This window comes from Bacillus cereus group sp. BfR-BA-01524 (assembly GCF_022662595.1).
GTDB lineage: Bacteria > Bacillota > Bacilli > Bacillales > Bacillaceae_G > Bacillus_A > Bacillus_A thuringiensis_S.
Genome location: NZ_JAKUDW010000077.1, coordinates 1 through 25,077 on the forward strand (window position 1 = coordinate 1; position 25,077 = coordinate 25,077).

Consider the following 25,077-nt stretch of genomic DNA (forward strand, 5'->3'; position numbering starts at 1 on the left):
TTCGCACAATTGAAGACTATAAAAGAAAGAAGCAACTATTACATAGTAACCATGAAGTAAATCAAGCACTCATCGATAATTTCTTCGGCACTTCGCAAACACAAGATATAAAAAACTTACCGACAGGTGTTGATCCGTTAACACTGCATAAAGTGAAAGGGATTATAAAAGGATTTGAAGAGGGCATTACAATAGAAGAAATGGGAGAACAAATGGGGGCCTCCAGAACAACCGCAAGAAGATATTTAGAATACTTAGTAGCGACAAATGAATGCACAGTAGAGTACACATACGGCATTATCGGACGACCAGAACGAAAGTACCGAATAGGAAGAGGACTATGAAAAAACGATTATTACTATGTATATGGATCATGACAGGAGTAATAGCTGGTTGTTCCTCGGAAAAATCCCATATGAATAAAGTGAACATCGACAAATTAGAAATCGTTGCGCCAAACGTTCAAGGCGCCGGATGGGACTTAACAGCACGGGCGATGCAAAAAACACTAACAGAAGAAAAAATCTTCACAAAACCAATCACAGTCACAAACAAAGTAGGTGGCAGTGGTGACGTCGGATGGAAATATACGAAACAAAAAGGTGGTCACGTACTGGCGATTAACTCAAGCTTACTCATAACGAACAACCTACTAGGCCACAGTAAACTAACATATAAAGACTTCACACCGCTCGCAACACTCGCATCGGACTGGGAAGTTGTTGTCGTATCAAAAGACTCAAACATAGAAAACGCAAACGAACTAATGGAACAACTAAAACAAAACAAGAAAAACTTCAAAATTGGTGTTGCCCCAGGCTTAGGAAACGACGATCACCTATCCTTCGTACAAGTAAGCAAAGCATTCGGCATAAACCCTGCCGAACTACAATTTTTTGTCTACGAAAACAAAGAAAAAATCATAAACGCCCTAACGAACAAACAAATAGGCGCCGCAACCATGACCCTATCCGAAGCCGAAAAACAATACAAAGCCGGCAAAATAAAAATACTAGCCGTATCCGCACCAAAGCGCCTAGACCGACTACCAGAAATCCCAACATGGAAAGAACAAGGCATCGACGTCATATTCCAGCACTGGAAAGGGATCATGGGCCCGAAAGATATGACGGAGGAAGAGGTTGCTTATTGGGATAGTGTGATTAAGAGGATGGTTGAGAGTGATAGTTGGAAGGGGATTTTGAGGGAGAGAGGGTGGAATTCTTATTATAGGGATAGTGGGGAAAGTAGGGGGTTTTTGGAGGAGAGTTATGGTTGGTATGGGGGAATGGTTGGTGGAGCTAAAGTTGATAAGTAATTTTAGCAACCACAACTCATGAAATATTGATATCATTCTTAGTATGTTTATTTAGAATTTTAAATAGAGAATATTTAGTTCAATAAGTTTTTATATATAATTTTCCTTTTATGATAATAATCAATTATCATGGTTTTATAGTTTAAGATAGAAAGGGAAATCTAAAGAGGAGTATAATTGAACTGAGTGATAAAACATTAAAGGTGTAGGACGGAGGAATTATGATGATACATACTTTAGTAAGGGGACAAAAGATAGAGGTTACAAAGAATCATCCAGAGATGAAAGGATTACTGGTAGATTTAACTTGGAATGCCCCGATGAATATGGATGTAGATGCATCAGCTTTTTTAGTAGGTTTTAATGGGAAAATTACTAAAGAAGAGGATTTCGTTTTCTATGGACAACCTTATTCTAGTTGTCAATCTGTTCAATTGGACCAAAATGAAACAAATGGAAATAAACAAAGATTTTCGATAGATTTTACTCATATAAAAGATGACGTACAAAAGATTGTATTTTCGATTACAATTCATAATGCCGAAGAGAAGAAACAGGCGCTACGAGATGTTTCACATATTCAATTAAAAATAAGCAACGCACAATCAGTATCAGAAATTATTCATTTTCCTATCACACATCCATTTACAGATGAAAGTGCCATTATTGTTGGAGAGCTATATCGACATGGAGGAGGATGGAAGTTCAATCCTATTGGAGCTGGCTATTTTGGTGGGTTAGCTGCATTGTGTACAAATTTTGGAATAGAAATCGCAGAGGATGAAAAACAATTTGTTCCTCCTGTAGAGAAGAAAATAGTTCCTACCCCGCCGCCAGTACAAAAAACTATTAATGTAGTGAAGGTTGAATTGAAGAAAAAACAATCTATAAATATACAAAAATCTAAAATGGTGACGGCTACTTTAGAATGGGAAACAAATAAAGATTTAGACTTATATTGTTTTTACGTAACAACTAATGGAGAGATGGGAAAAGTTTATTATAAAAATCTAGGTTCGTCTAAAGTGTCGCCGTATATTGTGTTGGACGGTGATTCGCAAGAACCAGGAAAAGAAACAATTCGTATTTATCGACCAGAAGCTTTAAAATATGTTTTATTTGCTGCATATAGTGCTGTCGGAAATGGAATAGGTAGTTTCTATTCTATGAAGGCTAAAGCTGTTGTCGATAATCATATGGGAAGCGTTGTAACAGCACCGTTATTAGAAATAAATGACCATGCTTATTGGGTGTGCATTGCTCATATTGATTTCACCAATTCAAATGAGATGAAAATTTCACACGTAGAAAGTTATTCAAAAGACCATTCAGAGGCTTCACCACTATTGTACGCGAACGGGAAGTTTCGAATGGATGTTGGACCGATTGAATTTAAAAATGAAGAGGATTATCAGAAGTATTTTAAATAATAGAGTATAAAATCATACATCATATTGTATGATTTTTCTTTTATACATAGTTTGGTAAAATAGTAGTAATTGTAATTTATTGTAACGGTGGGGATGAAGATGTTAGAGCAACTCATAATTGAATTGGCTAAATCAACGAAGCAGGTTGAGGATATAAAAGGTAATAAATCTTATTTGGTTATAAAAAAGGATGATGAAGGATTATACGTTGAAACTAAATTTTCACGTGAACAATATGAAAAGGAAGAGACAACAGCACCTTATTTTAAAGTGAGCTTTGGACTCCTTAAGAATTTTTGGCATAAAATTATCGATATGCGTACTGTAAAGGATGGAGATTTCGGACAAACAGGCGAACGTAATGCTTTCCTGGTAGTTTTCTTTTCACAGCTTCCATTTGTGAATGTGACTGAATCGACAGCCATTACACTTAAAGAATTCCAAACCGATAACCTACCAAGTGAAAAATATGATAAAGTTATGCTCTTTTTAGAAGAGATAATGAATGGCACATATAATCCGAGTACGCTACGTGAACAAACGGATGAGAATTTATATAGTATGAAGTCTCGCGCGCGTCAAGATTTAAGACTATTGGGCTTTTTGAATAAATCTCATGAAATGAATCAGCTTGTATTAAACGAATATGTTCAATCGGGAGTTAGGAATATCTATATTGCACAGCTAGTTTTAAGACAGGAATATTTCCGCCATGCTTTATTTGTTCTTGGAGTTTTAAAGAATTGTTCAAAAGATGATAAGAAAGCAGCATTAGTGGAGTTAGGGATGACGATTGTCCGAAATTCATTAGGAGATAATTTGATGGTTGAATCGGTAGCGAAGAGGCGTACGGGGAACTTATTAGATTGGCTTGAACTAGTAGGACTAATTAATGATGAATGGATTCCTGTTGAACGGTATGTAAAAGATGATGGAGAAAAGGGCGGTAGTATGGACAGTAATTTACGTGAAAAGTTTTTAACGGTTCTGAATGAGTATTTACAGGCGAGAACAGAAAGATTTGCAGGTCATAAAATGGGATCGTTTGTTAGGAATGAAATGACAACGGAAATAACGAGATTACCATTTATTGATCATAGTCAGTATGTTGTTACAGGGTCAGTTGGACAAGGGAATTGGGCTGCTGTTCCATGGCTTGCGATTATGAATAAAGATATTACGACATCTACGCAGAGAGGTTATTATATCGTTTATTTGTTTAGTGAAGATATGGAGCGATTATATTTAACGTTGGCGCAAGGTGTGACAGAAACAACTAAAGAAGAGATGCAAAAAATTAAAGAAGAGATTCGTGAACAAATACATATGTCCCAAAAGGTGAAAAAAGATGATGAGATTCTCCTAGGAACAAGCTCAAAAGCAAAAGGATATGCGAATTCAACAGCGGCTTATATTACGTATGATGCTAATAAAATGCCAAGTGAAAATGAGTTAGTAGAGGACCTAGAAGAAATGCTTCGCTATTACGAGGGATTTATTGCTTACAAAGAGGAAGGAACGAAATATGAAATGATCTATGAGAGGAAAGAAGTCTATTTAGATCAACAATCAATTATCGATCATGTGTCTTCTTATATTCAAAGTAAAGGTTTCTATTATGAGAAAAAGGATCTTATTAATTTCTTCCTTTCATTAAAGACGAAGCCATTTGTGATTTTATCAGGTATTTCAGGTGCAGGAAAAACGAAAATTGTTCAGTGGTTTGCGGAGAGTTTAGGGGCAACAGAAGAGAATGGACAATTTACGCTTATTCCGGTTCGACCTGATTGGAGTGATAGCTCTGATTTACTCGGTTATGTGAACCTCCAAGGGGAGTTTCAAGAAAGACCATTAATTAAAGTTCTTGAAAATGCAGATGCAAATCCAAATAGACCTTATTTTGTAGTGTTGGACGAGATGAACTTAGCTCGAGTGGAATACTACTTTAGTGATTTTTTAAGTGTAATTGAAAGTCGTAAATGGAAAGATGGAAAGATTGTTACGTCACCAGTACTTCCAGAATCAATTACGAATAAGCGCATTACGATCCCATCAAATGTATATATTATCGGAACGGTAAATATGGATGAAACGACACATCCTTTAAGTAAGAAAGTATTAGATCGTGCCAATACAATTGAGTTCAATACCGTTAACTTAGATTATTTTAATTTCTTAATGGATATGGAAGAGATAGAGGCTGAAATTGCTTCAAATCGTTCTTTAGAAACCGAGTATCTTCATCTAAAAGAATGCTTTAAGGAAAACGAAGATCTTGTGAGAAATATCTCAACTATTTTGATAGAAATAAATAAAATACTTGAATCAGTTGGAGCTCAAGTTGGGTATCGTATACGAGATGAAATTTGTTTCTATATGGCATACAACGAACAAGGAAAGTTATTATCGTTTGATGAAGCGCTTGATTATCAAATATATCAAAAGATTTTACCGCGTCTTGCAGGAAGCGATGGAAGAACAGAAGAGGTATTAAAACAGCTGTATGTATTATGTGCAAATGAAGAATATGATAGCGGCAATCATGACGCTTCATATGCTAAATATCCTCGTTCTGCTAACAAGCTGTCTCATATGTTAAGGAGGTTCGAGTATGATGGTTTCACCTCTTTCTGGATCTAATAATGAGATAGAGCTAGTTAAGATTGAAACAGAGGAGCTATCATTGACGATTAAAGGAAATCCTTATCATGAAAAATACGAGAGTTTAAAAGAGTATCACGCTATGAGTGCGGATGAAATGATGTATTTTCAGGTAGATGGGAAGGCAGAATCCGTTTCTGTATTTGATGCGAGATTGCAGAGATTAGATAAATGGAACGAACATCCGCCGATCTTTTTTGAAAATAGAAGTTATCAGCTTGTTGTTGTTCCGAAAAATAACAAGCAGCTCTCCTTTTATCATGAACATCCAGGATTTCGAAAACAAGTTAGTTCCATTCAAATGGGTTCACTTCACGTGTTAATGGGAAATCTTTCTTTTCCGAATGAAGTAGGAAATACAACGTTTGAAATTAAAGATGATAAAGAAACTTTATTAACCGTTACATTTGAAGTTTTTCCAGTAAAACTTGATTATAAGGATGATTATAAAGCTTTATTAGATGAGGTAAATGATGAAATTTATAATTTAGCGTTTCATCTACTAAAGAGAACTTACTTAGGAGCATCTGCAATTTACGCTACAAATCCATCGAAGAGTGAATTTTATCGTATTTTAAATGATTCCTTTGAGCGATTTATGAAGTCGATCTCTCGTATAAAAAGACAACCGCATCATACACTTATGACTAGACATCAACTTGTACGAGGAGAAAAAATTCGTAAACTGGATTCTATCGGAATGAACTATTTGCGAAAGCGACCACACTTGCTGCAAGGAGAAAACAGTATACCGACTAAAGGCATTACAGCTTTTAAGGAAGTGTCTCATGATACGCTGGAAAATCGTTTTGTTAAATGGATGATTCAAAGAGTTGTACATAAAATAGATGATTTACTTAAGGCATTAGAGCCGAAGTCTAGATATACACGTGGTGTAACTGATGAAGATTTGTTAGAACGTGTGAAAGATATGAAGTATCGAATGAAAAATGAATTGAACGATCCATTTTGGAGAGAAATCGGAAAATTAGATCGTTCAGTCTTTTCACTCGTGATCCAAATGGCAGCAGGCTATAGAGATGCATATCAAATCTTCTTAATGCTATCGCGAGGTTTAACATTACGAGGACAAATTTTTAAAATGTCTGTAAAAGATGTCGCAAGGTTATACGAATACTGGACGTATTTAAAACTCGGACAAATTCTATCTAAAAAATATATACCGCTTCATCAAGATGTTATTCAAGTTAAACAAGATGGTTTATACGTAACGCTTGATGAAAGTAAAACTGCAAAAAGAACGTTCAAGCATCCAGTCACTGGTGAAGTAATAGAACTGTATTTCCAGAAAAGGAACGGTAGACTGCCAACAGTTACACAAAAGCCAGATACGATGCTCGCTATTGAGAAAAAGGGAAAGAACTATCAATATCAATACATTTTTGATGCGAAATACCGAATTGATTTTGCTGAAAGGTCTCATTATAAAAAGAAGTATGGTACTCCTGGCCCAATGGAAGAGGACATTAATACAATGCACCGCTACAGAGATGCATTAGTTGTGGAACAAGATGGACCTTTTGAGCGAACAGCTTACGGAGCGTACGTACTATTCCCGTGGAACCAAGAGGAAGCGTACGAGAACCATCCATTTTATAAAAGTATCGAAAAAGTAAATATCGGTGGCTTTCCATTCTTACCAAACGCAACAAGACTAGCCGAACAATTTCTAGATCATCTCATTGAAAAAAGCCCAGAAGAAATTATAAGAGAAGGCATCCTTCCAAGAGGCACAAAAGAAGAATGGCACTCTTCATTAGAAGAAAAAGTATTAGTGGGCAGCGTGAAAACTGAAAATGACTATGAAACATATAGAAAAGAAGGCTTATACCAGTTACCAGTCACACAGTTAAAACCAGGTTGGCAAGAAGCAAAGTACATAGCATTATATGCGCCGAAAAAATGGCACGGAGAAAAAGGCGGAATCCAATACGTAGCCAAAATTAAACACATTCAAATGCAACAAAACGATGAGTATGTACATTTCAAACTAGAGCCATGGAAAAAACTAGACCACCTCATCCGTCCAGTAGGATACGGCATTCAAACATACACAATAACAACTATGTCGTTATTAAAAGAAGTACAAGAGCTTCCGGAACTCTTCATGAAATCAAAAGAAGAACGAATTCTTTGGAAAACGCTGCGTCGTTTTACAAAGCAAGTTAAGGTTGAGTTGGATCATAACAACTTAGATGAGGCTTCTACTATTAAGAGTTATTATGTGCAGGATGTTCAGATTTGGGTTGATTATGAGAATGAGGTTGTTATGGTGGGGGGAGATGGGCGAGTTAAAGAAGTTCCTTTGGAGTTGGTTGTTGGAAGGGGATCGGTGTTGTTTAGGGAAGTTTTAGAAGTACTGAATGTTAGGGAATAGTGCTTAGATGTAAGGGGGATTAAGTAATGGGCAAGAGACCAAATTTATTTTCACATGGAACAAGTGAGTTGTCGCAAGATGCTTTTATTTGTTGGTTAGCAGAGTGGGCGAACCCAATCTATAAAGAAACTGATGAATGCTTACATGAAGCTGGTATAGATTTTATTAGAAGAATATATGACTTACATAAAAAGAACTTTCCAGCCGCTATTAAAGAAATTAAGATTACGAAACAATTTAAAGGTTTAGATATACTCATTGAAATTAACGGTAATCAGGCTATTTTAATTGAAGATAAAACGTATACAAAAGAACATTCTAATCAACTGAAACGTTATTATGAAGATGTAATGAAATTTAAAAAATATGAAGAAATTGACCTGTTGCCTATCTATTATAAAATAGGTAATCAAAGTGATTATTCAGCAGTGATTGATGCAAAGTATATGTTGTTTACAAGAAAACAAATGCTTGCATTTTTACAAGAAAATATAGATAGAGGCGTTCAAAATCAAATATTTTTAGATTACTATTTTTATTTAAGAGAAATAGATCAAAAATATGATTCGTATAAGACACTGCCGTTAAGCGAGTGGAAAGGTGAAGTTTGGGAAGGGTTTTATGAGGAACTAAAGCAACGTGGGATCAACGGTCAATACGGGTATGTAGCTAATTCGAATGGTGGATTCTATGCCTTATGGTGGAATGAACAAGAGGATAATGATTGCAGGCAGTATTTGCAGTTAGAAGAAGGTAGATTATGTTTTAAGATACATGTTGCTGATAAGGATAGAAGAAAAGAAATTAGGGATAAGTGGAGTAAAGCGCTAATCGAACGAAATCATAATTATTCTTTCAATGTGGAGAAACCTAGATTTGGTAATGGGCGATATATGACGGTTGCGGTGGTGAGGGATTATAGAGTAGGAGATGGAGACGGGTTATAATCGGGAGACTGTTGATAAGCTTGTGCAGCGCTTCATTGATTATGGGAAGATTCTTTATGATGCGGATACACGGGAGTTATTTGTTTTGAATTGGCTTCGTTATAATCCTGTGACGAATACGAATGTGGAGAAGTGTGTGCTTCGTGAGCTGAAGGGTGTGAAGAATAAGGAGTTTGTACATATGTTTCTTCAGAAGTGCGCTGAGGAAGAGCTGAGTGTTCCGATGCTTTTAGCACATTTCGGTATGCCTGATGATTTGGCTGTGGATGATGTTGAGCCGATTTGTGAGGAGACAGAGGAAGAAGAGGTTGTAGAGGAAGAAACGGGAAGTCGCGTGTTTTCTTTTTATGAGCAACATTTTGGGAGTTTGTCTCCGCATACTGTGGAGGAACTGAGTGCGTGGATGGAAGATTTGTCAGAGGAGCTTGTGCTGAAGGCGCTTCAAATTGCGTTTGAGAATAATAAGCGGACGGTTGCTTATGTGAAGGGGATTCTGCGTGGGTGGCACGGGAAAGGGTTTACGAAATTGTGTGAGGTTGAGGCGGATACGGCTAAGTTTAGGAAGAAGGAGTCGTCTGTTAGTACCGGGGAGACGGAGGAGTTTTTGGCGAGGTGTGAGGAGTGGGAGAAGAATGCGCCGTCAGAGGAAGAGTTGCAGCGCTTTTTAGAGGAGCGCGGGTGGCGGCCATGAGTATTCAAAATGTGGAGGCGGAGAAGACGGTGTTAGGTTCTCTATTAATTGATGGAGAGCTTATTAAGGAGTGCCGTTTGACGGAGCAGTATTTTTCTATGCCAGTACATAAGTCTATATTTCAGTTAATGCGAAAGATGGAAGGCGAGGGGCAACCGATTGATCTTGTGACGTTCATTTCTAGGGTAGATCCGAAGTTTTTAGAGGGGATCGGGGGAATGGAGTATTTTATAGGGTTAATGGATGGTGTGCCTACTACTAGCAATTTCTCTTATTATGAGGGGCTTGTTCGAGGTGCGTGGAAAATGTATCAGGCCGGTGTTCTCGGGCACAAGATGGGAGAGCGTCTTATTGCGGAGAAGAGTGAGAAAGTTATCGGTGAGACGATTACGGCACTTTGTGAGTTAGAGGAAAAAGACTCTGTATGTGAGTTTGATTTGAAGGATGCGTTAGTTGATTTGTATGAGGAGCTTCATCAAGATGTGAAAGAGATTACTGGTATTGAGTCTGGTTATACATCGTTAAATAAAATGACGTGCGGATTGCAGGAAGGTGATTTTGTCGTTCTTGGTGCGCGTCCTTCTATGGGGAAGACTGCGTTTGCACTAAATGTTGGACTGCATGCGGCGAAGTCTGGAGCGGCGGTTGGATTGTTTTCGTTAGAGGTGAGTAGTAAGCAATTGTTAAAAAGGATGGCATCTTGCGTAGGCGAAGTGTCAGGAGGGAGGCTGAAAAATCCGAAGCATCGTTTTGCGATGGAAGATTGGGAGAAGGTAAGTAAGGCGTTTGCGGAGATTGGTGAGTTGCCATTTGAGATTTACGACAATGCAGGTGTTACGGTGCAAGATATTTGGATGCAAACTCGTAAGTTAAAGAGGAAGCATGGTGATAAAAAGATTTTAATTATTGTAGATTACTTGCAGCTTATTACGGGCGATCCGAAGCATAAGGGCAATCGATTTCAAGAGATTAGTGAGATTTCTCGTAAGCTTAAGGTATTAGCGCGTGAATTAAATGTTTGTGTAGTAGCACTGTCACAGTTATCTCGTTCTGTAGAGTCACGTCAAGATAAGCGCCCTCTTTTATCTGATTTAAGAGAGACGGGACAAATTGAGCAAGGTGCGGATGTCATTATGCTTATGTATCGTGAGGATTATTACGATAAGGAAACGAAGCAGAAGGAGATGACGGAGATTCATGTAGCGAAGCATCGAAACGGACCTGTTGGTAGTTTTAAGCTGAGGTTTTTGAAGGAGTTTGGGCGGTTTGTGGAGAGGGAGAAGTAGTGAGAGGAAGGTGTTTTGAAAATAGCATGTGCATGTGAACGAAAGTTGTAACGCTAATTTTATAAGTTATATAATAAAGAAAATGGTAACTAATAGTTAAGGGGGATTAGCTATTGGCAGGGAATGATATTTCTTATCATAATAAAGATATTCTGATGAAGTTTTTAAGTGAATGTTATAGGGATAAAGGGCTTGAAGCATATGGGTTAAAAGGTTATCCAAGAATAAAAGAATTGTTGCTAAATGAATTTTCGAGAGTTCGTGCAGATCAAAGGCGCTCAGATACTTTATTTGAAATGGAAGATGGTTCAATTTTAATGTTAGAGTATGAAAGTAATACCCGTTTCCTCGAAAACCATTTGAAGTATATGGATTATGCGAATCAAATTATGTATCGTTACTATAATAAGAGGAAAGAGTTACCGGATATTCGAATCGTAGTTATTTATACAAGTGAGGTAATGAATCCTATAGAAGAAATAGATGTATGTAGTATACGTTTAAATTCTAAAGCGGTTTTACTAAATGAATACAATGGTGATGCCATTCTTCAAAAGATTATTAGAAAAATGGAAGAAGGAAAATCTTTGACGGATGAAGAAACCATGAAATTAATACTTGTACCACTTATGCATAGTAGAGAGAAAAGACAAATTTTAATTGAAAAAACGATAGAAGTAGCAAAGTGTATCTCCGATGAGCAAGAACAAATTCAAGTTATTGCTGGGATTCTTGTAGCTACAGATAAATTTATTGATGAAGACTACGCGAAAAAGGTAAAGGAGTGGTTACGGATGACAAAAGTAGGTCGTTTATATGAACAAGAGAAGCAAGAAGAAATTGATAAAGCACTTTCGGCAGCTGGAATGCTCTTTAAAGGAATGAGTGTAGAAGAAATAGCTAAAAAATTAGATGTAACAATTGAAAAGGTGAAAGAGTGGGAGAAGCGTTTATCTCATTAATCGCTGGGGTAATGGCAGCGTCTGTATAAATTTATACAAAAATAGCCGAATATTTATTATATAATAGTCGGCTATTTTTGTACGGAGAAGTTGTTAGGTTTAATACGCAAATCTTTTGGTTTGCTCTTGAATATATTCCTCATTTCCCCATAAAGAAAGATCTTCTCTCTGCAGTAATCCATTGCTGCAAGTCATCTTGGCTACGTCGGACAAGTCGATTTACTAACACATCATGCCATACATAATCCTCTAATAAGTATATATGAACGGGGTCATCTGTATAAAAAGCAATATTACGCTCTTCAAGTGATGGTCCATAAATCATCTCTTTAGAATCTATCGATACAATAAACCAATGTTCTGTAGACAAAGTTTCTGTATAAGGTGTTATGCGATGAGCTTCTAGATTTTTAATGGGATTTTCAACATGCAGGGTAATACCTTGTATTGTAACTTTATCAGCTACTTCAGATAGATCTTCTTTTAACGCTTCATACATCTCATCCCACATTGAAATGACAATACGTCGTTCTGCTTTTTTTATTAATGCCTGACAATAGCTAATGATTGTTTTATTGTCTTTTAAAGTAATCACTCGATTATCCGTTTTTTCCTCGGAAGTTTCTAGTTTTTTTAATGAATCACTTATTCCTTCGTAAGTAGACTGCCATTCTGTTTGCGCCTTCTGTAAAAAGATTTCAACAGGTAGAGGTGAATAGCGAGTGGTGTCATTTATTTCTTCCTTCATGACAATTCCTTTTTCTACAAGGTTACCTAAAATCTCATAAATTCGAGCTCTTGGGACACCTGAATCTTTACTCACTTGATAGGCTGTGACAGGCCCTTGTTTAACAAGAGATACATAAGATTTAGCTTCATATTCATTGAAACCAATTTTTTTAAGCTGTTGCACTATGTAGTCCACTTTTTTCGTCCTCCGATGTTTGCTTTTATATTTTAACGTTACAATAACTGTTTACATTTAGCAAATTATTAGTTACTATTCGAATAGTGACTAAAGGGGAGGTTAATAGTATGGATTTTTATTTAGACCCATCTGTATTAATGATTTTGATTGTTTTTGGATTTGTAGCTGCATTCATTGATTCAGTTGTAGGTGGTGGTGGACTCATTGCTTTACCAGCTCTATTATTTACAGGACTGAATCCAGCAAGTGCAGTAGCTACGAATAAACTAGCATCGACAATGGGAAGTGCAACTAGTAATATTGTGTTTTATCGTTCTGGTAATCTGGATTTGAAATCGGCGTTTAAATTAGTTCCGCTCACTTTCATAGGTTCCATAATAGGGGCATGGACCGTTCATTTAATGAATCCAGAAGTACTGAAGCCGTTGATGCTGATTATGCTTGGGGCGGTCGCTATTTATACGATATTCAAAAAGGATTGGGGTAGTATTTCCACTCATAAGAAATTGTCTGGTCGACACGTCATTATTTTTACTTTTTTTGTTTTTGTTATTGGTTTTTATGATGGATTTCTAGGTCCTGGAACAGGTTCATTTTTAATGTTTTCTCTTTTATTTATTGGGTATGATTTTTTAAAAGCAGCAGGTAATGCGAAGCTTCTTAATTTAGGAAGTAATGTTGGTGCATTGTTGATGTTTATGTATGTAGGGCAAGTAAACTATGCGTATGGTTTTATAATGGGGATTGCTCAAATTGCTGGAGGGATTGTTGGCTCCAAATTCGCTATAAAAAAAGGCAGCGGGTATGTTCGTGCTCTTTTCATTACAGTAACTTGTTTATTGTTAGCGAAAAATCTGTATGACTATATTCAGTAAGTAATTAAAGAACGTAGAAAAGGTCAAAGATGCCTACATAGAATATAAGAAGATACCAGGAGAAAATTCCTTTTAACATTTTTTAGATGCTACCTTATTTGAAGATAGCATCTAAAAAGAAAATCTAAGTGAAGAGAATGAAAAAAATATAAACTCATATTTTTCTGGGGTATGTTTATTGATTATAGTGAAATGTTTACTCTATATTTTTCTTATAATTAGGCCGCAACAAACTCTTAAAATCCACCTCAGCAATTAGCACACTCAACAATATAAGCGTAGCCCCTAAGTATCCTTTTCCTGTCAGCGTTTCACCTGTGAAAACGAAAGCAAAGCCTGCGGAAAAGACAGGTTCTAATGAAAAAATAAGACCTGTATGGGTAGGTGTAGTGTATTGCTGGGCAATTACTTGCACGATGAAAGCGACTGCTGTGCAAAATATGCTTAAAGCCAATATGATTAGCCATGAGTTGATTGTGCTAGGAAGTTTTGGCGTTTCTATCATGAATGAAAAAATAAGACTAAATAGGCCGACGAAACCTAGTTGTATGATCCCAAGTGCAATGGAATTCACATGTTTCGTTACACTTCCAGTAATGATGACATGGATCGCATAAAACAGGGCAGACAGTATGCAAAATATATCGCCGTTACCGATCCTGAATTCGCTCGTTAATGTTAATAAGCCGATTCCTATTATCGTTAAAATGATTCCTACTATAACTTTCTTTTCTGGAATGTGTTTTAAAAATATAGCTGATAATATCGGAATGAAAATGACTGTGAGACAGAGTAAGAAACCGGCATTAGAAACACTCGTATACTTTGTGCCGAAAGTCGCGAAAATGTAAACGATAAATAAGACAGAAGCGAGTATAAATGCATATTTTACAGTTTTAAAATCGATCTTAAATAAATGTTTGTAAAATATTAAACCTGATAAAAGAAAAGCGATAATAAATCGTAATGCGATTAAATTATATTCTTCTATGCCATCAAGTCCAAGCTTTGTAAGTAGGATGGATGCACCCCAAAAAAATGTAACTAGTAGTAGCCCTAAATCCGCTTTTAATTGTAGTTTCATTTCTATTCCCTCGTTATGTATAAATTTTATCCTGCTATTTGTGGGCAGTAAGATTCTCACCTCAAAATTCGGCTGGAGCAAAGAAGTTAGGTGGGAGATCAACTGCCCGTAAATGCCCGATTGGTTCAACTAATAATCAGTGGGGGATGAACAAAACCCCCACTGATTAAAGTTTCATTTTATAATCCCATACCCCTATCCCCATTTTTTATTTTAATATTAATTCTGAATATTTGTAACTTAAATTTATCGACGTTTTATTTTATAAGAAAGAGGCTATTGTATAATCCGGTCTAATCGGTTCATACAATAGCCTCTTTTCATTTAAAAGTTCCTATCCAGCAACAATCCAAGCTGTTCCGCGACAACTTCCGGCGGGTCAGGAAGTCCTTTCATAAAGTATGTCTCCACGACTCCTACAATGGCGTAGCCGAAGAATGTAATAATCATGTCTTCACTAAATCCTTTGTTTATGCCTTCTTTAATATCTATGTCATCTTTTATTTGTTCGATGATGTAGTCGAAGAAGTGTTTGCGGAAAGCAGAAGCTCCTTTTCCAGCTAGCATCGTTGAGAAGAAGAAGTAGTGTTGTTCCATGTTTTCAAACCAAGCGATGCAAGCTTCTCTAAAGCTTAAATCGTGGAGAGGAGCGCACAGTGTTTTTAGCGCTTCGATACGTTCTACAACGAGTTTATCGAGTAAATCATATTTATCGAGGTAATGAAGGTAGAACGTTCTATTTCCGATGTCCGCTGTGGTGCAAATGTCCTTTACTGTAATTTTATCAAATCCTTTTTCGGCCATTAGTTCAATAAAAGCGTTTTTGATGGCTTCTTTTGATTTAATAATCCTTCGATCGACTTTTTCCATTGTGTCACCAAACTTTCTTTATAGTTAATACACAATTTTTATGGATGTGTGTATTAATGCGTGAATTCACTAAAATTGACGTTTGAAAACATCTCTTTTTCATTTTATATTATACACACGGGAGAGATAATGCATCAACGTGCATTAATTCTTCCGAGTATCATTTCTTAATGAAAGAGGGGGATGTAGTCACATTTCGTGCTCTAAGTAACTTTCTTCAAAAGAACAAATAACAAAATAATGACAATTTTATATATGAAAAACAACGAGAAAGAGGTCAATTATGAATCCGAAATATAACAACTTATTTGAAGCATTTACATTTAAATCTGGTGTTACTCTGAAAAATAAAGTCGTGATGGCGCCGATGACAACTTGGGCTGGTAATGATGATTATACGATTTCAGATGAAGAAGTAACGTATTACCAAAAGAGAGTGAACGGAGTCGGGCTTGTGATTACGGGATGTACACATGTACAGGCGAACGGTATCGGTTTTACAAATGAGTTTGCCGGTTATGATGATACGTTTATTCCAAGTTTACGTAAGTTAGCGGATGCGGCTAAGAGCGGCGGAGCACCGGCTATCCTTCAAATTTTCCATGCAGGGAACAAAGCATTACCTAATTTCACACCGGGCGGGGATGTCGTAAGTGCAAGTGCTTTAGAAACAGAAGCTTCTCCGTTTGCACCATCTGTATTACCGAGAGAACTTTCGCACGATGAAATTTTAGAAGTGATTCGTGATTTTGGAGAAACGACGCGAAGAGCAATTGAAGCTGGTTTTGCCGGCGTTGAAATTCACGGTGCACACGGATTTTTACTAAAAAACTTCTTCTCACCATTCTTTAATAGACGTGAAGATGAGTGGGGCGGTTCTTTAGAAAATCGCTTACGTTTCCCGCTAGCAGTCGTTTGTGAAGTTCAAGCTGTTATTAAAAAGCACGCGAAGAAGCCGTTCGCATTAGGATACAGATTTTCACCTGATGAACCGCAAGAAGGTGCTTTAAGAATGAAGGATACGTATGAGTTAATTAATCATCTTGTCGAAGCAGATGTTGATTATGTTCACGCTTCATTAGCACGTGCCCTTACTGCAAAACCCGTGGATAGTCAGGACGAGAAAACGTACCTTGAATTAATCGCCGAGCATGTAAACGGCAGAATTCCGTTAATGGCAGCTGGTTCTATGGTGACGCCAGATGATGCGTCGTTAGCGCTAGAAAAAGGGATCACACTTGCGGCAATCGGCCACGGGTTAATTATGAATCCAGACTGGGTAGAGAAAGTGCAAGGCGGAAAAGAAGGTGACATAAAAACCGCTATTAAGAAATCAACAGTAAGTGAACTAGAGCTTCCAGAAAAGCTTTGGAATGTTATTCAGGCATCAGGACCATGGTTTAACATCGAAGATTAATTATGAAAATGTATTAATAAAAAACGACTATGAAATGGAGAGATTCATATGAAAAAGCAAGTAACGTTTAAAAAATATAATTTGAACATGGCTGGTAATCTGCATGTACCAAACGAAATGGATGATAGCAAGAAATACCCGGTTCTTATCGTTTTACATCCGGCTGGTGGAGTGAAAGAACAAGCAGCGGGTCTTTATGCCGAGAAGTTAGCGGCTGAAGGATATGTCGCGTTAGCATTTGATGCGGCTTATCAAGGGGAAAGTGAAGGGTTACCTCGCTATCTTGATGATCCAACATCTAGAGTAGAAGATGTGCGCGCGGCGGTAGATTATGTAACGACACTTTCTTTCGTTGATCCAGAACGAATAGGTGTAGTTGGTATTTGCGCTGGTGGCGGTTATGCGATACGTACAGCACAAACGGAACGTCGTATTAAAGCTGTTGTAGGCATTAGTGCGGCAGATATGGGAAGAACGTTCCGCGAAGGCTGGAATGGAGAGGCTCCAATATCGAATACGATTCAGACGCTTGATGCAGTTGCAAAACAACGTACTGCTGAAGCGAATGGTGCGGAACCGATGTATCTTTCTTACGTGCCGCATGAAATTGATGAAAATACAGATTCGGAAACAGCGGAAGGATATGAATATTACAGAACAGCTAGAGCGCAGCATCCGAATTCAGTAAACAAATTGTTGTTTTCAAGCTTTGATAAAATTTTAGCGTTTACGGCAATCGATGAAAAAATGAGCTCTTTATTAACGCAGCCAATTCTATTAGTTGCAGGAAGTAAAGCAGGGACACTTTGGCAAAGTAAAGAAGCGTATGAATTAGCGAATGAATCGAAAGAATTGGTCATTCTGGAAGGTGGATCTCATTTTGATCTGTACGATATTCCTGAGTATGTCGATCAAGCAGTAGTGAAGGCGACGGAGTTTCTTGGAAAACATTTGTAATTTGATTCTTGCGAGGCAGTAGAAACACTTTCTACTGCCTTATAAAAAAATAGGAAAAGGAGTTTTGACTATGACGAATGTATTAATTCTTGGAGCAAACGGACAAATTGCGCGTCATGCAATTGATATATTTTTAAATGAAACGGATGTAAAGTTAACGTTATATTTACGAAATGCAGATCGAGTACAGCAATATGCTTCTGATCGTGTACGTATTGTGGAAGGTGACGTTTTAAATCGTGTAGCGTTACAAGAGGCGATGGTAAATCAAGATGTAGTGTATGCGAATTTAGCTGATGATGATTTAGAAGAGCAGGCGAAAATGGTTGTGAATGTGATGGAAGAGACGGAAGTAAAACGTCTTATTTTCATTAGCGCACTCGGTATTTATGATGAAGTGCCAGGAGAGTTCGGGAAATGGAATAACCGTACGATTGGTCAATATTTAGGACCGTATAGAAAAGCTGTTGATGTAATCGAGGCTTCAACTCTTGCATACACAGTATTAAGACCAGCGTGGTTAACGGATTATGATGAAGTGGAGTATGAAATTACAGAAAAAGGTGAGCCGTATAAAGGAACGGAAGTATCACGTAAAAGTGTTGCAGCTTTCGTCGTGAAATTAGCGCAGTCACCAGATTTACACGTTGGCGGAAACTTAGGCGTAAACAAACCGAATACAGACGGTGATAAACCAGCCTTTTTATAAGGAGGATGCAAATGAAAGTTATAATCTTTGGAGCGACAGGTATGGTCGGTCAGAGTGTATTACGAGAAAGCTTATTAAATGAGAAAGTAAAAGAAGTCGTAACGATTGGTAGAAAACGTACGAATGTGATGCATGAAAAATTAACTGAAATTGAGCTGACAAATGTGGCTGACTTATCGTCTATTGAAGAGCAAATAACCGGATTTGATGCATGCTTCTTTTGTTTAGGTGTTTCTTCTCAAGGGATGAAGGAAGAGGCGTATACAAAAGTTACGCATGACTTAACATTATCCGCCGCAAACACATTAGCGGAGTTAAATCCAAATATGACGTTCATTTACGTATCTGGTAGCGGCACAGATAGTACAAAATCAGGACGTACGATGTGGGCGAGAGTGAAGGGAAGAACGGAAAATGAGTTATTACGTTTACCTTTCAAAGCTGCGTATATGTTTAGACCAGGGTTAATCATCCCGGCAAATGATGTGAAATCAAAAACGAAATTATATCAATTGATGTACGATGTGATGAAACCTTTTAATCCACTATTGAAGAGGTTTGGCAGTGTAATAACTTCAGAACAATTAGGAAGAGCGTTGGTGCGAGTTGGGAAAGATGGATATGCTCATTCGATTATTGAAAGTTCGGATTTGAAGAAGATCGGTAAGTAATAGTATGTGTATAAAAGCCCAGTTTGGAGGGGCTTTTTTTCTATGTAAAATTTCACTTGTTTTGTTTACATAATATCTTTACAATCATTTGATAAAATATATGTAACTGCATATTGTGAGGGTGGGTGGTTATCCCTTCTTTCCATTTGGAAGGAAAGGGGGTGATAATATGGAGTTTTTGTTTGACCTTGTAAAAGAATTTGTAAAAGCGACTGTACGTGAAGTTTCAGCGTATTTTTTGCGGAAGCAACTTCTGAGTAAGGACAACAAAAAACCCACTCCGCGCCGTAGGAAGCAAAAGGGTGGGTTTCGTAAAAAATAATAACGTATAATAACCACCACCCTATACGGTAGCAGTTAAGGAAGAGATGTTAGCGCATCTCTTCTTTTTATTATATGCCAATTTATTCGCTGTCACACTTATATAGTATTCTACCGAAAATATATCATACTCCTATTTTGTGGTCAATTTGATCCCGCATTAACGGGCAGTAAGACCCCCACCTCAAAATTCAGTGGAAGCAAAGAAGTTAGGTGGGGGATCAACTGTCCGTAAAAGTCCGATTGGTGAGGGCTGATAATCAGTGGGGGATGAACAAAACCCCCACTGATTAAAGTTTCACTTTATTGCATGATTGAAAAGGTGTAGTCTTAATCCTCTTCAAACTGAAAAATATCCCGATTAATAAGTTGGTGGAGATACCTATCCATTTCAGCAGCAGAAACTTTTCTTTCACTTTTAAACCACCATGCGCTTAGTGAGGTGATTGCCCCTGAATAAAATTCAATGATTAAATCATTGGGCATCGTATGATTTTTGTGCAGTTGATTTAACGCTTCTATTTCTTGTTTTCTCGTTTCGTGACTTAAATACTGTGTTCGGTTAATAAATTGTTCATCAGACATTTGCGTTTCTAATATTTTACCGATTTCTTCATGGTGTAGAAATTGTTCCATTACTTGAAATGGTTTACTTAATCGATCTGAAACCGGTATTTCAGCAATCATCTTGCTGTATCGTTTAAATCCAAATGCTAATAAAGCATCTTTATCTTCGAAGTGTTTATAAAAGGTTGTTCGGTGTACCATTGCGCGGTCACATATTTGGTTAATCGTGATCGTACTATATTTCTGTTTTGATTGCGTCATTAATTCAAATAAGGAATCCCACAGTAATTTATGTGTACGTCTAATACGTAAATCAAGTTGTTTTTCACTATCGTTCATCTACAATTCTCCTTTTTTGTAGATTAAATATACAGTGGCTGAAAATTGATTCTCCCTTTTTAATCTACATATGTATATTATATTACATGTGTTCCGGTATATTTAAAGTTTTTTAAGTAAGAAACAGGAGGAGAATCTGTAAATGAATATGACAACTAAGAGCCCAGCAAGTGGCAAAGTTGATACTTCTAATTTGAAACATACCCCCATTTTAATTGCATTACTTTTAGGGGCAATGGTTGCATTATTAAATGAAACATTACTTGGTAATGCGTTAACGGTATTAATGAAAGAATTTGACGTAACCGCTTCAACGATTCAATGGCTTTCTACAGCTTATATGTTAGTAGTTGGGGTTTTAGTTCCAATTACAGCGTTACTTCAGCAATGGCTCACAACGAGACAAATGTTTTTGATCGCTATGGTAACGTTTTTAGTCGGTACATTAATTGCGGGATTCGCACCGACATTTTCCGTTTTATTAATTGGCCGTATCGTCCAAGCTGTAGCGACGGGGTTAATTACACCGTTATTAATGAATACGATTTTAATCATTTGTCCACCTGAAAAACGTGGTGCGACAATGGGATTAATCGCACTCGTGATGATGGCAGCTCCGGCAATTGGCCCTACATTATCTGGAGTAATTGTGGATTCATTAAATTGGCGCTGGTTATTCTATATTGTTATTCCTATCGTGATCATTTCCATTATGATTGGGATGAAGTACATTCAAAATGTTTCAGAGTTAACAAGGCCAAAAGTAGATTACCCATCTATCCTTTTATCGACATTAGGATTTGGCGGGCTTGTGTATAGCTTTAGTGCATCGGGTGATTTAGGATGGTCCGATGCAAAAGTGTATGGCACTTTAATTGTTGGGCTTATCTCATTATGTATTTTTGCCGTTCGACAATTGAAAATTGAGAATCCAATTTTAGAATTACGAGCATTTAAAGTTCCGATGTTTACATTATCAGTTGGATTAATTGTCATTGTGATGATGTCGTTATTTTCAACGATGACTTTATTACCGATGTTCCTGCAAACCGTTTTACTCGTTACAGCTTTTAAATCAGGAATTATCATGCTTCCGGGAAGTGTTATTAGCGCCATAATGGGACCAATCGCAGGTAAACTATTTGATAAATTTAGTCCGAAAGTTATTATCGTTCCCGGCATTGTCTTAGTAGGAATTGCAATGTTCTTATTTAAAGGCATTACTCCTGATACATCAATGTTACAAATTATTGTCATGCATAGCGTATTAATGGTTGGACTCATGTTTGTCATGACAGCACAAACATACGGTTTAAATCAATTAACACCAGATTTATATCCGCACGGAACAGCACTATTTAGTACGTTGCAACAAGTAGCTGGCGCAATTGGTACAGCTATCTTTATTTCGAAAATGTCTTCAGGAACAACTAAGTATATGGAAAGCTCCGCAAATCCACTGGATCCAGTAGAGAAGTTAAACGGTTTAACGTCAGGGTTCCAAGGTGCATTTGCACTTGGGTTAATCTTTATTATTGTTGCATTTATCGTATCGTTATTCTTAAAAGAAGAGAAAGAAGGAGTAAAGGCAGCGAGGGTTTTACAGAACGAACATTAAGGTTTATATAAAAAAGACATCTTTCCCTAGAAAAGATGTCTTTTTTATATTTTTTTCGTAACACTTGTTTTGGGTGTCTTCATACATAAGAATTGGTATGTACAATAATTATCCTTTTTGAGAATAACGATGCAAAGCCGTACTAATAACTAATAGTTCACCAGATGATTTAGTGACATCGTATATAGATCCTGTTATGAGAATAGGCATAGTCATGATTGTAAAGTTGTTATATTTATATTAAACGATTTGAACGTTTTTTATAGTAAAAATTAGAGACACTTCAATAAAAAGGAATTTAATATGGTATTCTTTAGTTAAGATATGTAAACGAAGACAGGGGAAATGAAGATGGACAAGAAGCTAACGTATTGGCTAGCATCTATTATAGGTGTAGTAGTACTTGCAACTGGTATGACTTATGGAATGTTACAGTTTGCTGAAGTCCCGCTTGAGAGTAAGGACCATGTTTTTGCAGAGGTTAATAAAGAAGACATACTATCGAATGAAGCAGAAGTGAAAGGCTCAAATGCACAACTTCACATTACAGTAACTTCTACTGAAGAAGAAGTGATTTCAGCTATGCATAGCATGACTCATCAAAAAGTAAAAGCGTGTGAAGGAAAGGGAGCAACCCCTATGTCCAAAAAGAATGCAGAGAAAGTAAGAAACATTCTAAACGGAAACAATTTCAAGAATAAAGAAGAGCTATTAGCAATTACTGAAAGATGGGCAAATAGAGATTTTAGTGAAATTTTAGAAGAACATAACTATTTTATTAAACTTCAAGGTGGCAAGATAGGTGAAGCTACAGTAATGGATAAGGTAGACGAGCAAGTATTCTGTTTCAATACTTTCGGTGATGATGTAACGGCCGCATTATTTAAATCAGGAGATCTTCAAGCGCTGTAAGGTGTTTTTTCTTTGATATAAAGAAAGCCTCAAGTATTCATATACTTGAGGCTTTTCCAATGGAAAGATAGGAATGATCCGAATTCCTTACATTAAGAACAAAGTGGAATTACTCCTAAACCAATTAATAAAGCTGCAGTAACTGCTGGAATTGGTACAGGAATTTGAATACCTTCTACAAACAAGAAATACTGACCACTTACTATTTTAAAACAAACTAATTGCATGGCTATTCCTCCCTTCTTTTAGAATTAATACATTATATTATTTTATCTATTTATTGTTATAGTTAAATTATTCATTTTTAAAAATATAGTTAATATGTAAATAGTTTTCGAAAGGACCTGCTCAATCAATACGAAAAAACATAAGATGAAACGAATCCATTAAAATACATGAGTGAACCTTAGTTTTCCCCTCTTATCTAAAGGAGGAACTATTATGGGCTATGGTGGTAGTTGTGGCGGTTGTGGCTTTTCTGGAGGCTTTGCTTTATTAGTTGTGTTATTCATTTTATTAATCATCGTTGGAGCTTCTTGTTTCTGCTAAAAACTATTGGAAAAGACACTCATATGGAGTGTCTTTTCTTTCGTGCAAAATGATTCCTGATATTATCCAACTGTATAAAGTATACGGTATATTTTTTCCTCATTAGACATATAAAAATGTTGGAGGGATGTTATGAAACTAGTAGGGAAGCACATTTATATCCGGCTTTATAAAACTGATGATGCCAACGCGTTAGCTAACTTACATATTAGAAATCGCGAATTTTTTCAGCGAGTTTGTCCATTGCTCCCAGAAGTTTTTTATACAGAAGAACATCAAAAAATACGTCTTGCACAAGCTCTAAAAAAGACAGCTGAAGGGCAAGTATACCCTTTTGGAATCTTTTTAAGAGAAAATGATAAGCTTATCGGAGACATTTCATTAACTCAAATTGTTAGGGGAGACCTCCAAAGCTGTTATACGGGATTTACTTTAGATAAGGAGCATAATGCAAAGGGTTATACAACAGAGGCTCTTCAACTTGTTGTAGACTTTGCTTTTAGGGAATTAAAGCTACATAGAATTGGAGCAGGAGCGATGCTTGATAATATAGCATCTATTCGTGTATTAGAAAAAATGGGGTTTAAAAAAGAAGGTATAGCGAAAGAAAATATAAGGATTAATGGCAAATGGACAGATCATCAAATATTAGCTATCATCAACAGCTTGGATGTGTAAGCTTATTTTGATTCCAATAAAGATAATCATGTAACTCTTCAAACTCTACCAACAGTTTTATAGAGACCTTTACAATTTTCGGATCAGAAACTAACCTTACAAGTCTTGAAATTCCACCTAACTCTACAATTACTCTATTTGAAAATTTTACAACTAACCACACTAAGACTCTTATTCGTTTTAGTTTTAGCTTTGTATTTGCTGCGTTCGTCACATTGACTAGTAGAATATTTAAATCCACAACTCCACAAACAATTAGATTAACACCAGGGAGATACAAGGACTTTCTTATTTGAGGATGTTAAATGCCACTTCAGTTAACGCCTCATCAAGGCTATTATTTATCCAACAAACAACATATATTTTTTGTGATAAATCAAATTCATATTACTGTGAGAATAGTGATTCTGGTTATTAGTAGTTATTAAAGAGGGCCTTGGCTCTTTTTTTATTTTCTTTCGACATAATATGACAATATACGAATTAATAGTTTGGTATTATTATCTAGAAATCTTACATTTATCTACAAATTATTATTGTATTTTTAATTTTTAAAATGTAAAATATTTCAATGTAAATACATACCATTTAGGGGGATAAAGAAATTTATGAAAAAATTATTAGCTTCAGCAACAGCGGTAACACTATTAACAGTGGGGTACAGTTCTTCTGCATTTGCAGCTAAGAGTCCTAATGATACAAAAAACTGTGGCCATTTTAAAAGTCAACAAGATGCTCAAGCATTCTGGGATCAAAATGGATATGGTGTTGGAAATGATCCGCACCGTTTAGATAATGATAAAGACGGCATTCCATGTGAAGATTATAAATATCCAAAGAGCACAAATACTACAACAGAAAATAAAGAAACTACTAAACCTCAAGAACA

General features: G+C 36.6%; 24 protein-coding genes and 1 pseudogene. 20 read left to right on the plus strand and 5 right to left on the minus strand.

The window, feature by feature from the left end; genetic code table 11:
* The 9 genes and pseudogenes from MR170_RS22535 to MR170_RS22575 form a co-directional block, all read left to right on the plus strand.
* A pseudogene (locus MR170_RS22535) lies at nt 1–344 on the plus strand (DNA-binding response regulator); the annotation flags it as partial.
* A complete protein-coding gene (locus tag MR170_RS22540) occupies nt 341–1,318 on the plus strand; it encodes a tripartite tricarboxylate transporter substrate binding protein (RefSeq protein ID WP_016082670.1) in 978 nt (325 codons plus the stop codon). The pseudogene MR170_RS22535 and the gene MR170_RS22540, both read left to right, overlap by 4 nt.
* Nucleotides 1,319–1,542: 224 nt before the next feature.
* On the plus strand, nt 1,543–2,748 hold the full coding sequence (locus MR170_RS22545) for a TerD family protein (RefSeq protein WP_242309392.1): 1,206 nt from the start codon (nt 1,543–1,545) through the stop codon (nt 2,746–2,748).
* Between the two features lie 99 nt (nt 2,749–2,847).
* Nucleotides 2,848–5,388 carry an MrcB family domain-containing protein gene (locus MR170_RS22550; RefSeq protein ID WP_242309394.1) on the plus strand — a complete coding sequence of 847 codons (2,541 nt, stop codon included), beginning with the start codon at nt 2,848–2,850 and terminating at the stop codon, nt 5,386–5,388.
* Entirely contained in the window at nt 5,363–7,807 is a 2,445-nt protein-coding gene (locus MR170_RS22555; RefSeq protein WP_242309405.1) for a DUF2357 domain-containing protein, read from the plus strand. The genes MR170_RS22550 and MR170_RS22555 overlap by 26 nt, the downstream gene beginning before the upstream one ends.
* Nucleotides 7,808–7,833: 26 nt before the next feature.
* Nucleotides 7,834–8,754 carry a PD-(D/E)XK nuclease family protein gene (locus tag MR170_RS22560; protein ID WP_016082665.1) on the plus strand — a complete coding sequence of 307 codons (921 nt, stop codon included), beginning with the start codon at nt 7,834–7,836 and terminating at the stop codon, nt 8,752–8,754.
* Nucleotides 8,738–9,445 (plus strand): DnaD domain-containing protein, encoded by a 708-nt coding sequence (locus MR170_RS22565; RefSeq protein ID WP_016082664.1) that lies wholly within the window; start codon nt 8,738–8,740, stop codon nt 9,443–9,445. The genes MR170_RS22560 and MR170_RS22565 overlap by 17 nt, the downstream gene beginning before the upstream one ends.
* Nucleotides 9,442–10,731, plus strand: coding sequence for a replicative DNA helicase (gene dnaB, locus MR170_RS22570; RefSeq protein ID WP_242309396.1), 1,290 nt, complete (start codon nt 9,442–9,444; stop codon nt 10,729–10,731). The genes MR170_RS22565 and dnaB overlap by 4 nt, the downstream gene beginning before the upstream one ends.
* Nucleotides 10,732–10,844: 113 nt before the next feature.
* A complete protein-coding gene (locus MR170_RS22575) occupies nt 10,845–11,693 on the plus strand; it encodes an RpnC/YadD family protein (protein ID WP_000908110.1) in 849 nt (282 codons plus the stop codon).
* A 139-nt stretch (nt 11,694–11,832) separates the two neighbouring features.
* On the opposite strand, the gene MR170_RS22580 is transcribed toward MR170_RS22575, so the two are convergent.
* Nucleotides 11,833–12,618 (minus strand): TrmB family transcriptional regulator, encoded by a 786-nt coding sequence (locus MR170_RS22580; RefSeq protein WP_016082662.1) that lies wholly within the window; start codon nt 12,616–12,618, stop codon nt 11,833–11,835.
* A 110-nt stretch (nt 12,619–12,728) separates the two neighbouring features.
* Here MR170_RS22580 and MR170_RS22585 point away from each other — a divergent pair, with 110 nt between their 5' ends.
* A complete protein-coding gene (locus MR170_RS22585; protein WP_016082661.1) occupies nt 12,729–13,496 on the plus strand; it encodes a TSUP family transporter in 768 nt (255 codons plus the stop codon).
* Between the two features lie 196 nt (nt 13,497–13,692).
* Here the strand turns inward: MR170_RS22585 and MR170_RS22590 are convergent, their stop codons facing one another.
* The gene (locus MR170_RS22590; protein WP_016082660.1) at nt 13,693–14,580 is read right to left on the minus strand and encodes a DMT family transporter; all 888 of its coding nucleotides are present in this window, start codon (nt 14,578–14,580) and stop codon (nt 13,693–13,695) included.
* Between the two features lie 324 nt (nt 14,581–14,904).
* Nucleotides 14,905–15,450, minus strand: a complete 546-nt coding sequence (locus tag MR170_RS22595) for a TetR/AcrR family transcriptional regulator (RefSeq protein WP_016082659.1) — start codon at nt 15,448–15,450, stop codon at nt 14,905–14,907.
* Between the two features lie 283 nt (nt 15,451–15,733).
* Between MR170_RS22595 and MR170_RS22600 the strand changes: the two genes are divergently transcribed.
* From MR170_RS22600 to MR170_RS22620, 5 genes are all read left to right on the plus strand, one after another.
* On the plus strand, nt 15,734–16,867 hold the full coding sequence (locus MR170_RS22600) for an NADH-dependent flavin oxidoreductase (protein ID WP_242309398.1): 1,134 nt from the start codon (nt 15,734–15,736) through the stop codon (nt 16,865–16,867).
* 48 nt (nt 16,868–16,915) lie between these two features.
* On the plus strand, nt 16,916–17,824 hold the full coding sequence (locus tag MR170_RS22605; RefSeq protein WP_098773755.1) for an alpha/beta hydrolase: 909 nt from the start codon (nt 16,916–16,918) through the stop codon (nt 17,822–17,824).
* Nucleotides 17,825–17,894: 70 nt separating this feature from the next.
* The gene (locus MR170_RS22610; protein ID WP_016082656.1) at nt 17,895–18,533 is read left to right on the plus strand and encodes an SDR family oxidoreductase; all 639 of its coding nucleotides are present in this window, start codon (nt 17,895–17,897) and stop codon (nt 18,531–18,533) included.
* A gap of 11 nt (nt 18,534–18,544) precedes the next feature.
* Nucleotides 18,545–19,204 carry an NAD-dependent epimerase/dehydratase family protein gene (locus tag MR170_RS22615; RefSeq protein ID WP_242309400.1) on the plus strand — a complete coding sequence of 220 codons (660 nt, stop codon included), beginning with the start codon at nt 18,545–18,547 and terminating at the stop codon, nt 19,202–19,204.
* Between the two features lie 169 nt (nt 19,205–19,373).
* Nucleotides 19,374–19,526, plus strand: a complete 153-nt coding sequence (locus MR170_RS22620) for a hypothetical protein (protein ID WP_016082654.1) — start codon at nt 19,374–19,376, stop codon at nt 19,524–19,526.
* 329 nt (nt 19,527–19,855) lie between these two features.
* Here the strand turns inward: MR170_RS22620 and MR170_RS22625 are convergent, their stop codons facing one another.
* Nucleotides 19,856–20,431, minus strand: coding sequence for a TetR/AcrR family transcriptional regulator (locus MR170_RS22625; protein WP_016082653.1), 576 nt, complete (start codon nt 20,429–20,431; stop codon nt 19,856–19,858).
* A 142-nt stretch (nt 20,432–20,573) separates the two neighbouring features.
* On the opposite strand from MR170_RS22625, the gene MR170_RS22630 reads away from it, so the two are divergent.
* Together MR170_RS22630 and MR170_RS22635 are read left to right on the plus strand one after the other, a co-directional pair.
* Complete coding sequence (locus MR170_RS22630) at nt 20,574–22,049, plus strand: MDR family MFS transporter (protein WP_016082652.1); 1,476 nt, start codon at nt 20,574–20,576, stop codon at nt 22,047–22,049.
* Nucleotides 22,050–22,400: 351 nt separating this feature from the next.
* A complete protein-coding gene (locus MR170_RS22635) occupies nt 22,401–22,961 on the plus strand; it encodes a PRK06770 family protein (protein WP_016082651.1) in 561 nt (186 codons plus the stop codon).
* Between the two features lie 92 nt (nt 22,962–23,053).
* Here MR170_RS22635 and MR170_RS32310 read toward each other — a convergent pair whose 3' ends face one another.
* Nucleotides 23,054–23,188, minus strand: coding sequence for a hypothetical protein (locus MR170_RS32310; RefSeq protein WP_276575657.1), 135 nt, complete (start codon nt 23,186–23,188; stop codon nt 23,054–23,056).
* A gap of 214 nt (nt 23,189–23,402) precedes the next feature.
* On the opposite strand from MR170_RS32310, the gene MR170_RS22640 reads away from it, so the two are divergent.
* The 3 genes from MR170_RS22640 to MR170_RS22650 form a co-directional block, all read left to right on the plus strand.
* On the plus strand, nt 23,403–23,510 hold the full coding sequence (locus MR170_RS22640) for a YjcZ family sporulation protein (RefSeq protein WP_000540375.1): 108 nt from the start codon (nt 23,403–23,405) through the stop codon (nt 23,508–23,510).
* 132 nt (nt 23,511–23,642) lie between these two features.
* Nucleotides 23,643–24,188: a GNAT family N-acetyltransferase gene (locus MR170_RS22645; RefSeq protein ID WP_242309402.1), complete on the plus strand. Its 546-nt coding sequence runs from the start codon at nt 23,643–23,645 to the stop codon at nt 24,186–24,188.
* 608 nt (nt 24,189–24,796) lie between these two features.
* A partial coding sequence (locus MR170_RS22650) for an excalibur calcium-binding domain-containing protein (protein ID WP_242309403.1) occupies nt 24,797–25,077 on the plus strand: 281 nt, incomplete at its 3' end.

Coding starts and splice junctions, on each gene's coding strand:
- MR170_RS22590 (WP_016082660.1), bottom strand. CDS start 14,580: ATGAAACTACAATTAAAAGCGGATTTAGGGCTACTACTAGTTACATTT.
- MR170_RS32310 (WP_276575657.1), bottom strand. CDS start 23,188: ATGCAATTAGTTTGTTTTAAAATAGTAAGTGGTCAGTATTTCTTGTTT.
- MR170_RS22600 (WP_242309398.1), top strand. CDS start 15,734: ATGAATCCGAAATATAACAACTTATTTGAAGCATTTACATTTAAATCT.
- MR170_RS22630 (WP_016082652.1), top strand. CDS start 20,574: ATGAATATGACAACTAAGAGCCCAGCAAGTGGCAAAGTTGATACTTCT.
- MR170_RS22605 (WP_098773755.1), top strand. CDS start 16,916: ATGAAAAAGCAAGTAACGTTTAAAAAATATAATTTGAACATGGCTGGT.
- MR170_RS22540 (WP_016082670.1), top strand. CDS start 341: ATGAAAAAACGATTATTACTATGTATATGGATCATGACAGGAGTAATA.
- MR170_RS22620 (WP_016082654.1), top strand. CDS start 19,374: ATGGAGTTTTTGTTTGACCTTGTAAAAGAATTTGTAAAAGCGACTGTA.
- MR170_RS22610 (WP_016082656.1), top strand. CDS start 17,895: ATGACGAATGTATTAATTCTTGGAGCAAACGGACAAATTGCGCGTCAT.
- MR170_RS22565 (WP_016082664.1), top strand. CDS start 8,738: ATGGAGACGGGTTATAATCGGGAGACTGTTGATAAGCTTGTGCAGCGC.
- MR170_RS22585 (WP_016082661.1), top strand. CDS start 12,729: ATGGATTTTTATTTAGACCCATCTGTATTAATGATTTTGATTGTTTTT.
- MR170_RS22550 (WP_242309394.1), top strand. CDS start 2,848: ATGTTAGAGCAACTCATAATTGAATTGGCTAAATCAACGAAGCAGGTT.
- MR170_RS22635 (WP_016082651.1), top strand. CDS start 22,401: ATGGACAAGAAGCTAACGTATTGGCTAGCATCTATTATAGGTGTAGTA.
- MR170_RS22555 (WP_242309405.1), top strand. CDS start 5,363: ATGGTTTCACCTCTTTCTGGATCTAATAATGAGATAGAGCTAGTTAAG.
- dnaB (WP_242309396.1), top strand. CDS start 9,442: ATGAGTATTCAAAATGTGGAGGCGGAGAAGACGGTGTTAGGTTCTCTA.
- MR170_RS22595 (WP_016082659.1), bottom strand. CDS start 15,450: ATGGAAAAAGTCGATCGAAGGATTATTAAATCAAAAGAAGCCATCAAA.
- MR170_RS22625 (WP_016082653.1), bottom strand. CDS start 20,431: ATGAACGATAGTGAAAAACAACTTGATTTACGTATTAGACGTACACAT.
- MR170_RS22560 (WP_016082665.1), top strand. CDS start 7,834: ATGGGCAAGAGACCAAATTTATTTTCACATGGAACAAGTGAGTTGTCG.
- MR170_RS22640 (WP_000540375.1), top strand. CDS start 23,403: ATGGGCTATGGTGGTAGTTGTGGCGGTTGTGGCTTTTCTGGAGGCTTT.
- MR170_RS22615 (WP_242309400.1), top strand. CDS start 18,545: ATGAAAGTTATAATCTTTGGAGCGACAGGTATGGTCGGTCAGAGTGTA.
- MR170_RS22545 (WP_242309392.1), top strand. CDS start 1,543: ATGATACATACTTTAGTAAGGGGACAAAAGATAGAGGTTACAAAGAAT.
- MR170_RS22645 (WP_242309402.1), top strand. CDS start 23,643: ATGAAACTAGTAGGGAAGCACATTTATATCCGGCTTTATAAAACTGAT.